This window comes from Leptogranulimonas caecicola, assembly GCF_023168405.1.
Classification (GTDB): domain Bacteria; phylum Actinomycetota; class Coriobacteriia; order Coriobacteriales; family Atopobiaceae; genus Leptogranulimonas; species Leptogranulimonas caecicola.
On the sequence record NZ_AP025285.1, the window covers coordinates 1727189 to 1739458 of the forward strand.

The 12270-nt window shown below is 60.0% G+C and carries 11 protein-coding genes; 3 read left to right on the forward strand and 8 right to left on the reverse strand.

The annotated features are described in order from the left end of the window. Nucleotides 1–168: 168 nt before the first annotated feature. The 3 genes from OR601_RS07575 to OR601_RS07585 form a co-directional block, all read right to left on the reverse strand. On the reverse strand, nucleotides 169–1170 hold the full coding sequence (locus OR601_RS07575) for an ROK family protein (protein ID WP_168896971.1): 1002 nt from the start codon (nucleotides 1168–1170) through the stop codon (nucleotides 169–171). A gap of 66 nt (nucleotides 1171–1236) precedes the next feature. Continuing rightward, nucleotides 1237–2229, reverse strand: coding sequence for a D-alanine--D-alanine ligase family protein (locus OR601_RS07580; RefSeq protein WP_168896972.1), 993 nt, complete (start codon nucleotides 2227–2229; stop codon nucleotides 1237–1239). Nucleotides 2230–2232: 3 nt separating this feature from the next. Then, nucleotides 2233–3504: an aminotransferase-like domain-containing protein gene (locus tag OR601_RS07585; RefSeq protein WP_265591594.1), complete on the reverse strand. Its 1272-nt coding sequence runs from the start codon at nucleotides 3502–3504 to the stop codon at nucleotides 2233–2235. A 219-nt stretch (nucleotides 3505–3723) separates the two neighbouring features. Between OR601_RS07585 and OR601_RS07590 the strand changes: the two genes are divergently transcribed. Then, on the forward strand, nucleotides 3724–5298 hold the full coding sequence (locus OR601_RS07590; protein WP_265591595.1) for a carboxypeptidase M32: 1575 nt from the start codon (nucleotides 3724–3726) through the stop codon (nucleotides 5296–5298). Between the two features lie 10 nt (nucleotides 5299–5308). Further along, a complete protein-coding gene (gene dtd, locus OR601_RS07595; RefSeq protein ID WP_265591596.1) occupies nucleotides 5309–5755 on the forward strand; it encodes a D-aminoacyl-tRNA deacylase in 447 nt (148 codons plus the stop codon). 165 nt (nucleotides 5756–5920) lie between these two features. Here the strand turns inward: dtd and OR601_RS07600 are convergent, their stop codons facing one another. From OR601_RS07600 to OR601_RS07620, 5 genes are all read right to left on the reverse strand, one after another. Continuing rightward, a complete protein-coding gene (locus OR601_RS07600; protein ID WP_265591597.1) occupies nucleotides 5921–6898 on the reverse strand; it encodes a 3-hydroxyacyl-CoA dehydrogenase in 978 nt (325 codons plus the stop codon). A gap of 225 nt (nucleotides 6899–7123) precedes the next feature. Next, nucleotides 7124–7417: a hypothetical protein gene (locus OR601_RS07605; protein ID WP_265591598.1), complete on the reverse strand. Its 294-nt coding sequence runs from the start codon at nucleotides 7415–7417 to the stop codon at nucleotides 7124–7126. Nucleotides 7418–7955: 538 nt separating this feature from the next. Beyond that, a complete protein-coding gene (locus OR601_RS07610; RefSeq protein ID WP_265591599.1) occupies nucleotides 7956–8570 on the reverse strand; it encodes a nitroreductase family protein in 615 nt (204 codons plus the stop codon). Between the two features lie 64 nt (nucleotides 8571–8634). Continuing rightward, nucleotides 8635–9489: a Cof-type HAD-IIB family hydrolase gene (locus OR601_RS07615; protein WP_265591600.1), complete on the reverse strand. Its 855-nt coding sequence runs from the start codon at nucleotides 9487–9489 to the stop codon at nucleotides 8635–8637. A 219-nt stretch (nucleotides 9490–9708) separates the two neighbouring features. Then, nucleotides 9709–10872 (reverse strand): pyridoxal phosphate-dependent aminotransferase, encoded by a 1164-nt coding sequence (locus tag OR601_RS07620; RefSeq protein ID WP_265591601.1) that lies wholly within the window; start codon nucleotides 10870–10872, stop codon nucleotides 9709–9711. Nucleotides 10873–11241: 369 nt separating this feature from the next. On the opposite strand from OR601_RS07620, the gene OR601_RS07625 reads away from it, so the two are divergent. Then, on the forward strand, nucleotides 11242–12147 hold the full coding sequence (locus OR601_RS07625; protein ID WP_136011939.1) for an SGNH/GDSL hydrolase family protein: 906 nt from the start codon (nucleotides 11242–11244) through the stop codon (nucleotides 12145–12147). Nucleotides 12148–12270: the final 123 nt, after the last annotated feature.

Consider the following 12270-nt stretch of genomic DNA (forward strand, 5'->3'; position numbering starts at 1 on the left):
CGTACTATCGCCCCAGGTAAAACGCCCGTCCTTAAAAAGGGTGCCGAGAAGCACAGACCTTCAAAAGACCGGGCGATCATCTGCACACGCATCATCGAGCCAAAGTTGGGGCATCAAGAGCCGCCGGAGGCTATCCTGCGAGGTCGCAGCGCGGAGCTGCCAGCGCGCCTAGAGCCCCTCGCGGGTCTTGGCATGGCAGGCAGCACCCACCATGCCTGCCAGATTGCCCATGGTGGCCTCCACAATGGGAGTGTCGGCGCAAGTAGGCAGCGTGGCAGCCCTATAGGCTTCGAGAAGCTCGGGGCCAAAGAGGTCAAAGGCTGCGCTGATGCCTCCGCCAATGACAAACGCCTCGGGGTCCAGGGCACAGGCCAGCATGCCCAACGCGCGGCCCAGATAGCCGCTGTACTGGCTGATGGCCGCCTGAGCCACCGGGTCGCCGGTGCGGGCGGCGTCGAAGATAGGCAGCGCATGGGCGTCGTGCTCCAGGGGCACAGGGTCCTCGCCGGCGGCCTCGCAGGCGGCCCGATAGAGATAGACCAGGCCACGGGACGAGGTGTACATCTCAAGGCAGCCCTGTTGGCCGCAGTTGCACTGGCGGCCGCCTGGCTCCACCACGATATGGCCTATCTCGCCGGCACCGCCGCTGCGCCCCACCGCCACCGCGCCGTCAAAGACCATGCCGCCGCCCACGCCGGTGCCCAGCGTCACAAAGACCAGGTTGCGCGCACCTTCGCCGGCACCCTTCCACATCTCGCCCAAAGCGGCAGCGTTGGCGTCGTTCACCGGGTAGACCTTCACGCCCATGACGCGCTCCAGCGCCAGGATGAGGCCTTCCAGGTCCACATCCACATTGGGAGCCATGAGCAGGGTGTCTTCTGCAGTCACCACTCCAGGGAGCGCCAAGCCCACGGCGGCTACCTGCTGCTGAGGCTTGAGGTTCTCGGCAACGATGGCCTGGACCTGCTTGGCCGCCTCTAGCACCTCTTCGCCGGTGCGCATGGACTTGGTGCGCACGGCGTCCCTGGCCTGCACCACCCCGTCCAAAGTGACCAGAGCCACCTTGACGGTGGTGCCGCCCACGTCGATGCCCACCAGCAGACGCTCCGGGCCACCGGCGCCGTCCACATCCTCTGTCACACCAAGAATCTCAACCAACGTCTGGGACATGATGCTTCCTCCTCTTAGGGTTTCGCGCAACGCGCGTTAGGGGCGTGAACGGCCTGGACGGCCCGATTAGCAGCCGCGCTGGTAGGCTTGCTGCACCATGGAGTCCAACAGCTCGGGCAGCGAGATCTGGGCGGCGGCAAGGGCCACTGGCACCAACGAGGTCTCAGTGAGGCCGGGGAAGACTTTGAGGTCCAGCACACGGGGAGCGGCGCCGTCCCACACCATGTCGATGCGGGCCATGTCGCGGCAGCCAAAGGCGCGATAGACCTCGATGGCTGCACGCTCGCAGGTGCTGCGGGCCACGTCTGCCTCGGAAGGGTCGGGCGAGAGCGACTGGGGGCGCACCGGGCAGAAGTAGTGGACTTCCTGGGGGTTCAGGCGCGCGTCGGTGTCGTAGATGCCGTCGACCACGATCTCCACCGGAGGCAGCACGGTCTCGTCGCCGGGATCGCCAATGACGGTGACGGAGAGCTCTGCGCCCTCCACCCACTCTTGCACCAGCGCAGTGTCGTCGTAGGCCAAGGCGCCCATGAGGGCCACACCCAGCTGGTCGGCCTCCTCCACCTTGGCAAGGCCCATGGCAGAGCCGCCGCAGCCAGGCTTCACGGCCAGCGGGAAGCCGCCCACACGCTCAGGCATGAGGTCCAGCGCCTTGGCGGCGCCCAGGTTGCGGAAGGCCCCTGCCGGCAGCGCGATCTGGGCAGGCCAGCGCACCACGGAGTCTTCAGGGGCATAGGCCCGGGCCATCACGAAGGGCAGCTCGGCCTTGTTCCACGTGTTGCGGCACACCGGGGGCAGCGAGCCCACGAAGGGGATGTCCAAAAAGGTGAGCAGCGAAGGCACCGCCCCATCCTCGCCGCCGGCGCCATGCATGGCGATGAATGCCACGTCCGGGCGCTCGGCGCGCAGGGTGTCTACCAGGTTCTCGTCGGCATCCAGGGGGATCACGGTGTGGCCGGCCTCTTCCAGCGCCTCCACCACGTGCTTGCCGCTGGCCAGGGAGAACCGACGCTCAAAGGAGGAGCCGCCCATAATCACGGCAACAGTTAGCTTTTCCATGGATTACATCCCTTCGCTTGAGGCCTCAGGCAGAGCCCCTGCCTTGAGGAACGCACGGTAGAGCTCCATACGGTCTGCGATGACTTCCGAGAGGCGCCTGACGCCTTCGCGGATCTTCTCCTCTGGCTCGTAGGAGAAGGCCAGGCGCATGGAGGACTTGCCCTCGCCGTTGGGGAAGCAGTTGGAGCCAGGCACGTAGGCCACGCCGTTTTCCAGCGCCGCCGACATCATCTGCTCGGTGTCAAAGTAGGGTGGCAGCGTCACGTAGACAAAGAGGCCGCCTTGCGGGTGGGTCCAGGTGGCCTCAGGCGGGAAGAACTCTTCCAGCGCCGAGATCATGGCGTCGCGGCGGCTCCTATAGATGGCGCGGGACTTCTCCAGGGTGCCCTTCCAGTCGGTCCGCGTGAAGTACTGCTCGGCCAGAATCTGGTTGAAGGCGCTGCAGCAAAGGCTGGCCCCCTGCTCGCAGAGGTTGATCTTGGCGATCACCGGCTTGGGCGCCACGCACCAAGCCAAACGCAGGCCCGGGGCAAAGATCTTGGAAGTGGTGCCCAGGTAGATGACGTTGGGATCCATGGATTTTAGGGGCGGGATGTGCTCGCCCTCAAAGCGCAGGCGGCCATAGGGGTCGTCCTCGATCACCTGGATGTGATACTCGTGGGCCAGCTCCAAAAGGCGGCGGCGGCGCTCCAGCGTCATGGTGACGCCTGCAGGGTTTTGGAAGTTGGGGATGGTGTAGATGAACTTGGCGCCGCGGGGCCCCAAGCGCTTGAGGGTCTCTTCCAGCGCATCCATGGACATGCCCTCGTCGTCCATGGGGACGACCTCGACGTCTGGCTGATAGGCCGAGAACGCCTGGAGCGCGCCCAGATAGCTGGGGCCCTCCACGATGATCTTGTCGCCTGGATTGATGAACACGCGCCCCATGAAGTCCAGCGCCTGCTGAGAGCCGCCGGTGATGATGATCTCATCGGGATCCACATGGATATCGTCTTCTGCCAGCATGCCAGCCACCATAGTGCGTGTCTCGATGCGCCCGTCCGAGCCGCCATACTGCAAAGACTTCAAACCGTTCTCGGTGACGACGCGCTTGGTGCACTCGGCCACCTCGTCCAGCGGCAGGCTGGAAATGTCAGGGCTGCCGCCGGAAAGCCCGATGACGTTGGGCCTGGATATAGCTGCGAACAGGTCGCGCACGGCACTGCGGCGAAGATGCTCTATGCGGTCTGCATAGACATCCTCCCATTCGTCAAAACTCAAGTAAGAACTCGCCATAGCTCTCCTTTCAACGCTATCCACTCTATCAGCGTTGGAGTCTCATTTTGCTGCCGAGAAAAACGTCCATCCCCAATGGAAAGCTTAGGTGGGGTCAGAGGGGTTTTATGAGGGGTAGGATGAGCCCAGACATCCCTTGTAGGGAGGGTGGGTTTATCGGCATTTGTTGATGCATGAGATGTGCCCGCCTCCCCTGCCCCATCGAGTTAAGGAGCCTCTATGGCGCATTTGGACCTTCAAGACACTCTGGCCGCCCTCGATGCCTTGGAGCTGAGGCGCTACGGGCTTCGCTACGGCATGATCAGCGCCCTCTGGCTGGCAGAGACCGCCGACCCCGCCGCCTGCGCCCACAACCGCGGCGAGGCCATGGCTACCCTGCAGGAGGACGACCGCCAACTGCTGTGTGGCGAGGAGAGCCAGGCCATCGTGACCCAGCTAGAAGCCCACAAAAGCCAGCTGGACTTCTTCCGCGCAGCCCAGCTGCGCGTCATGGATCGCGACCAGCAAGAGCAGTTGCGCATCCCGGCCCCACTGGCAGGCCGCATCGCCCGCCTTACCAACGAGGCCACCGACGCCTGGAAGCGCGCCAAGCAGAACGATTGCTGGGATGACTTTGCCCCCTATCTGGATCAGCTGGTGGCCGCTTCCAAAGAGATGGCGGTGGCGCTGAATCCTGAGGCAGACCCCTACGACACACTGCTGGACCTCTTTGAGCACGGCACCAGCCGCGCCTTCTACAACGCCTTCTTCGACCAGCTCAAGGCCACCGTGGTGCCCCTGGTGGCTGCGGTGACAAAGGCGCCTCAGCTCTCGAACGAGTGCATGCGCGGCTACTTTGACCCCGCCGTGCAGTGGGAGCTCTCTCGCGATCTGGCAACCTCGGAGGGCGTCGACCCTCAAAAGCTGGTGTTGGGCCAAACAGAACACCCCTTCTCCGACGCCATCGACTCTCAGCATGTCTTCATCGCTACCCACATCTACCCCGACGACCTGCTCTCCAACGTCTTCTCCATGCTCCACGAGGGCGGCCACGCCATGTACGAGGCCGGCGTGGACCCCGCCTACGACCTCACCTGCCTCCATGGAGGCACCTCCATGGGCATGCACGAGGCCCAGAGCCGCTTCTTCGAGAACCTGGTGGGCCGTGACCGCGCCTTTGCCAAGCCGCTTTTGGCCCTTTTGACCTCCCACTTCCCCGAGCAGCTGGCCTCCGTCACGCCCGATGAGTTCTTCCTGGCCGCCAACCGCGTGGAGCCCAGCCTGGTGCGCACCGAGGCCGACGAGCTCACCTACCCCCTCCACGTCATGGTGCGCTACGAGATCGAGAAGCAGCTCTTCGACGGCAGCCTCACCGCGGCCCAGGTGCCCGAGGTATGGGCCCAGCTCTACCGCTCCTACCTGGGCGTAGAGGTTCCCGACAACCGCCGCGGCGCCCTCCAGGACGTCCACTGGTCCCAGGCCTCCTTTGGCTACTTCCCCACCTATGCCCTGGGCAGCGCCTACGGCGCCCAGTTGCTGCATGCTCTCAAGGCGTCCCTGGCAGCCGACGGCACCAGCTGGGAAGAGGTGCTGGCCTCTGGCGACCTGGCCCCCGTGCGCGCTTGGCTAAAGGACCACATCTGGCATTGGGGCCGAGCCAAAGAGCCCGCCGAGCTTATCTTGGAAGCCACCGGCGAGCCCTTTGACGCCCGTTTTTACTGCGACTACCTTGCCGAGAAATACACCCGCCTCTATAGCCTCAATCCCTTGATCCTCGACCCCAAGCTTGATGGCAATCATCCTGCGAACACCTAAGGAGGGGCCCATGCGCGCATTGCTGCAGCGAGTAAGCCAAGCCCAAGTCACCGTAGACGGCCAGGTCACCGGGGCCATTGGCAATGGGTTCCTCATCCTTTTGGGAGTGGGGCCTGATGACACGCCCCAGATCGCCGAGCGCCTCTGGGACAAGATTCGCCGCCTGCGCGTCTTTGACGATGCGGTCGGCAAGATGAATCTGTCGTTGGAGGCGGTGGGCGGCAGCGTGCTGGTGGTGAGCCAATTCACCCTCTACGCCAACTGCCGCCGCGGCAATCGCCCCGGCTTTACCGACGCCGCAAAGCCAGAGCTCGCAAACGAGCTCTACCAGCACTTTTGCCAGATAGCTGCCTGCGACGTGCCGGTGAAGACCGGCATCTTCGCCGCCGAGATGCAGGTGTCGCTCATCAACGACGGCCCCATCACCATTTGGCTGGACACCGACGACCTGTTTTAGCTGCTGGCTGGGATGCACGGGCTTCTCGGCATATTGACAGCGCAAGGGGCCTTGAGCTTCCGGTGGCGATGGCTGGGTTTCTCGACAGCAAAACACCGCCTTCCCCAATATGACGTGTGGGGAGGGCGGCGTATTCATGGCCTGCGAAATGCAAGACTTTAGGGCTTACTTCTGGCTGTAGTCGTAGAAGCCCTTGCCGGCGGCAACGCCGGTCTCTCCAGCGTCGATCTTCTTCTTGAGCATGGCCGAGATTCCCTTGAAGTTGTAGGGGGCGACGAATCCGGGGATCTTGGTGTAGGGCTGCACGATGTTGTACGCGGTGACCAGGCCCACGACGTCGAGGATCTGGAAGGGGCCGTTGGGTGAGCCGGTGCCGCGGACCCAGGCGGTATCGATGGACTCAGGGTCGGAGATGCCGTTTACATAGAGGTCCATGGCCGAGAACAAAAACGGGATAAGCATGGAGTTGAGCAGGTAGCCTGCCTTCTCCTTATGCACCGGCAGTGGCACCATGCGGATTTTCTTGGCAAACTCGATGACGGCGTCGAAGGAGGCCGCCGACGTCTTGGATTGGGCCATGACCTCGGCGATGTTGTTCTTCCAGATGTGGTTGGCAAAGTGCATGGCCAGATAGCGGTCGGGACGGCCGGTGTAGCGCGCGAAGGTGCTGGGCAGAAGGCTGGAGGAGTTGGTGACCAGCACGGTCTTGGCAGGCATAAGCGGCGCAAGCTTCTTGTAAAAGTCGATCTTGGCCTTCTCCTGCTCGGCCATAGACTCCACTACCACGTCTGCGTCCTCTACGGCCTTGGCCATGTCCAGCTCTAAGCACAGGTTCTTGGTGGCCTCGTCCACCTTTTTGTGGCAGGCATCAGGATCAAAGTCGTCAGGATCCGCGATGCCCATAGCCCACGCGCCGGTAGGCATGGGCTCGCCCTCTTCCTGGCTCTTCTTGAGGGCCTCTGCCATCTCGTCGATCTGCGCGTGGTAATCCTTTACCAGCTGGTCGATCTTTGGCTGCGTACGGCCAATGGAGCCCTCACTGCGAAGCCAAATGGTGGTGTCAAGTCCGCAGTAGGCGCTTTGAAATGCGATCTGACTGCCCAGCACACCGCCGCCAGCTACCACTACCTTTTGAAATGCCATGGAACATCCTTTCTTTTTGGTTCTTCCCACCCATTCATACCAAACCTACTCAGACAGAACTGTTCCATGTGCGCTGAAACGCAGTTTGAATACCACCTTAAAGTCGTGATTCGCTGACATAGGTTCCCAGGATACGTAATCTGCCTGGCCTACAACGCAATGCGGTTCCTTATTCATATTCTACTTTTGATGACTACAGCGGTATGTCCGCCGCCCATTCAGCTTTTAATTGAGCCAAAAGGGAAAGCCCCAGAGCGGGCCAAAGATCAGCACAAGCCCATAGACCATCAAAAAGAGCGCGAAACCAAACCTGAGCATCTGGCGGCTTTTATAGAGGCTCACTGCCATGACGGCAGAGACGGCCACCAGCACCGAGTTGCTAATCACAGTAGCAGTCCGTAGGTCCAACACCGCGCACAGCATTCCCAACGTAGTGAGCACCAGCGCGGCTATCCACAGCCAGAAGGGATCTTCTTTGATGTGTTCAGCCAGTTGGTTTCCCACTTGTTCCATGCGCATGGCCAGACCTCTTTGCCGCCGCCTTCAGGGCTAAACCAACTATATACTATATTATATAGTTGGTTTTAACTGCATTTATACAAAACTATACGTCACCCTATGCGCTCACCATACATCGGCCAGACATCTGTAAAAATCAAGCCGATGCCTATCTGACTCTTTGATTTCCAATCATTTTTGGACTGATTGCCCTACGCGATTCGAGGCCGTCCTCTGCGACTCTCATCTTGTCCAGGCTCTCGTCTTGTCCGTTTACTGCAAGGGTTGTAATAGCTTCTGTACTACCAGTAGAGCATCACGGGAGCCACCACCATGGGAAGCAAAACGGCCAGACAAGCAATAATGAGGATGGCTGCGAGCATTGAAGTCTCCTTCGACCGAATCTTTTATCAACTTCAATGCTGACAGCCCTGCCCCTTAACATCCATCGATTTAGATAACAGGTCTATGACACTGTCGTAAGGTTCCTCTTACCGAGAAACACCAGCCCTGTGAGCTGGTGTTTCTCGGTATCCCAAGACCTGCGAAGCTCCGATCTTTAGACCAGCACCTCTTCTAGAGAGCGCTTGGGCACATGATGCACACCTTGGTCGTCGCGCCAGTACTTTATGCCGTCAGGGGAGCTGTCCAAAGGCTCGAGCACGCACTTCTCCACAGGAGTGCCCAGCGCGATGACCAGCAGGGGCTCGACGCCCTCCAAGCTTAAGAACTCTGCGAGATCGGGTTTGAAGTTGCGAAGGATGCAGCCGCCAAAACCAGCCTCGGTGGCTGCCAGCAGGATGGTTTGAGAAGCGATGCCTGCGTCCACCCAGGTCAGAGGGGTGACCTTATCGGCAGCGCATACCACGACATAACCTGTGGGACGCTCTGCCAGCTCCGGTCCATCCCAGGTGGCAAGATAGCCGGCCCATCCCAGGCGCTTAAATACCCCATCGCGCACGCTGGCATCGCTCACCAACCGATAGCGAAGGGGCTGCAAATTGCCTGCCGAGGCCGTCTGGCGCGCCAAGTCTACCAAGGCCAGCATGAGTTCGCGAGGAATAGGGTCGCCGTCATCGAAGCGTCGATAGCTGCGACAGCCGCGTACAGTGGCTGCAATGTCATCAAGTCCGTAATCGAGCTCAGTGCGCTCGATGGTCTTCTCCATGTCCATCAGACACCCTCTCTCTAACTGGCTGCATACCGCGTCGACCGTGTCCTTACTGCTACAGCCGGCTCTACTTGTTCTTGCCGTCCTTGATCACCATGATGCAACGGTCCTCTTCGCACATGTGAAGCACGTCATCGATGAGGCCCAGGTGCACGCAGGCACGGTAAATGCCCGCATCGTCTACCGAAGTGGTGATCACATTGGCCACGTCTTTTGCCCTGTGGTCTGCGTTGCCCATGGCAACACCGTTGCCCACTGCGGCCAACATCGAAGCGTCGTTGCCGCCGTCGCCAAAGGCATAGGCATCCTTGCGATCGATGCCGTAGTGGTCAAGCACCGCCCAGACGCCTTGATCCTTGCCACCGTCTGCAGGGATGACGTCTGCGAAATCCTCGGTCCAACGCACCAGCTTTACCTTGTCGGTGACGTCGGTGATCAGGTGCTCGTCTTCGGGCGCGATAAAAGCATTGAGCTGATAGACCGGACGAGTATAGGCAGCCTCTGGCACGTCTTCATCAAACTTCACGTTAGCGTGCTCTTCGGCGGCAGTCACCAGCGGCCCGTGGCGTGGGGTGAAGGCGCGGTCCGCCGTCATATAGACGATGTCAAAGCCGCCCTTGAGCGCCTCCTCGGTGATGAGACGCACCGCCTCGGGGTCCACCGCCGTCATGCGAAAGATGCCGCGCTCATCCAAGCACACCTGGCCTGAGTTGCACAAAAAGCCGTCGAAACCCTCGAAATCACCCTGGCCGTTGCGCAAGAACGAAGGCACCTGGAACAGCGCGCGGCCCGACGCCACATAGATGAGCACGCCGTTGTTGCGCAGCTCCTGCAGCGCTACCTGGGTGGTATGGGGCATCGAGTGGGTACGGAAGGATAACAGAGTGCCATCGATATCAAAGAACGCGATTTTTTGAGCCATAAAGAGTCTTCTTTCAAATCTTTGAGGGGTGGGCTTTCTTGACACAGGCCCTAAAGCCCGCCAGAAAGCATGAGGTTAATACTCGGGGAGTTGCCGCTGGACAGGATAAGATCCGCTAATGGAGCGACAGATCTTATCTATGAGCCACCTCACAAGATAGGATTCTCCCGTAGAGGTCCCGCTTGCGCCCAACCTTCATGAAAATCCCCGGAGACCCCCCTAGGCTCCAAACCCCGCTTCTCCGATCTTTGCGGCGGCACGGGCCAGCTCCTCTGGAGGCAGCACCAGCGCCAGACGCACATACCCCTCGCCCTCTGGGCCAAAGGCAGCACCGGGCGTGACCACCACTCCCGCCTTCTCCATGAGCTCCTGTACAAAGTCGAAAGAGTTTTCATAGCGCTCCGGAAGCTTTGCCCACATGAACATGGTGCCCTGAGCATTGGGGCGCTCCCAGCCGATGGCCTCAAGACCGTCTGCCAGTGCATCCCTTCGTGCTTGATAATTAAGACGCTGTTGCTCCACAGGAGCCAAGTCGCTGGTGAGCGCCGCAATGGCCACCCTTTGCAGAGGAATAAACGTGCCAAAGTCCAGCTGGCCGCGAAGCTTGCGCATGGCAGCAACCACATCAGGACGACCTACCAGGAAGGAGAGGCGCGCGCCGGTCACATCGAAGGACTTGGAGAGGGAGAAGAACTCCACGCCCACCTCTTTGGCGCCCTCGTACGCCAGGAACGAGCCACCCTTGTTCCCATCAAAAATGATGTCAGAATAGGCATTATCGTGCACAATGAGCAGATCGTGCGCCTTGGCAAAGGCCACCAGCTCCTCATAAAACTCCGGAGTGGCTACAGAACCCACTGGGTTTGCAGGCAACGACACCACCATATAGCTGGCCTCATCAGCCTGTTGAGGGTCAATGCCTTCCAGGTAGGGAAGGAAGTTATGCTCGGCAGTCAGGGGATAAAACACCGGAGCCGCCCCCGCAAGATGCGCAGCGCCTGCGAAGATGGGATAGCAAGGATCTGGCACCAACACCGAATCACCGGGATCTGCCAGCGTCATCGCCAGGTGGGCCATACCCTCTTGGGTGCCCGAGACCATCATCACCATGTCGGGCGTGATTTCAACATTGAAACGACGCTTGTAGTAGGCACACACCGCATTCAAAAGTTCCGGCAAGTCATGGAGCGCATACTTCCAAGAATTGGGATCTTTGGCCGACTCCAGCAGCGCATCGACAATCTCTTGGGAAGGCGCAAAATCAGGGGTTCCCACCGACAGGTCGATCATGGTCTTGCCCTGGCCCTCCAGCGCGCGGCGCTGGGCATTGAGTGAGGCAAAAACCTCTTCGCCAAAAGCATCGAGACGTCGGGAGAATTTCATAGCACTACCCTTTCGAGCCAAAGAACCAAACTTTTATCTGCTTCTAGACCAGCTCGACCACCAATCCCCCAGCCGCATGGTCCAGAATCGCGCACGTTCTTTATGCTACCCCCACACTTTTGCTTCGTGTGAGCTTAAGTGCCGAGAAGAGATGAGCTGTTACATCCAGCATCTCTTTTGGCCGCATGAATCTCTCGTCTCAATGAGTCATGCCCTTTGACGCTCGCAGCCGAGAAGGACTACTCACCAGAAAGAGAGGGCCACGTCCTTGAAGCTGGTAAATGATAGGTAAGGCTGCCTGTGTCCCATGGGCGCAACACACCTTGTATAACGGTGTTCTAAACGTTGGCTAAGAGAAAGCGAACCACCATGCTTGTATCTGTCATGGGCGACTCCATGTCGACTTTCGAGGGCTATATCCCTGAAGGTTGGAACGTGTTTTATACCGGCGAGAACCTAGACTTCACTGGCGTTACCACGGTAGACGACACTTGGTGGATGCAGGTCATCAAAGGTATGGGCGGCGAGTTTCTGGCCAACGCCAGTTGGTCTGGCTCCTGCGTCGAGGGCGTAGGCTATCCTGCCGGAGAATCTCGCATGCGCACCAATGCCTTGCAAAAAGACGGCGTGCATCCCGATGCTGTCCTTATCTTTATGGGCATCAACGACTTTGGCTGGGGTGGCACCCTTAACCAAATGCTTGGACGCGGCACCGCCACCCCCTACAACATCGATCTTTCTAAGTATCCCGTCGAACCCCCTGCCATGTCCCCTGTGGATGCCGCAGAGAAGTTTGGCGAGGCCTACAGCCGCATGTTGCAAAACATTGTCTGTGACAACCCCGGCGTGGAAGTGTGGTGCATCACCCTTCCTGTAGGCCGTCTCACAGGCGCCGGCTGCACCTGCTTTACCTATCCCTATCGTGGCAATCACTTCGACCGCTACAACAACGCCATTCGCATTGCGGCGGGTCAGTGGGAGAACTGCCACGTGGCCGACGCCCGCGCATTCAAGCTCGATTACGATGCTGCCGACGGCACTCACCCCACCAAGCTTGGCATGCAGCAGATTGCCTCTCAGGTACTGGCGGCCATGGGGAAGGACGTGGAGCCTCAAGGCGTGGCCAAAAGCGAGCAAGTGTGCTTCCGTGACAACTGCATTGGATGCCCTTATGCCCGAGGCACGGCCTTTGGTTGGAACACGGTATGCGAGCTGCTCTTCCCAGACCGCACCTACACTCAGGTGCGCGGTGCAGACGCGCAGACCCAGGCTTAAGACTACCTCGCTTTATAGGTAGGCTGCTGGCGATGGGCCTACCTATAATCGTTGTGATGAGTCCTTTCTTATGAGCCCCTCTGTTTTGTGACAGAGGGGCATTTTTAGGCTTCATTCTTAAGT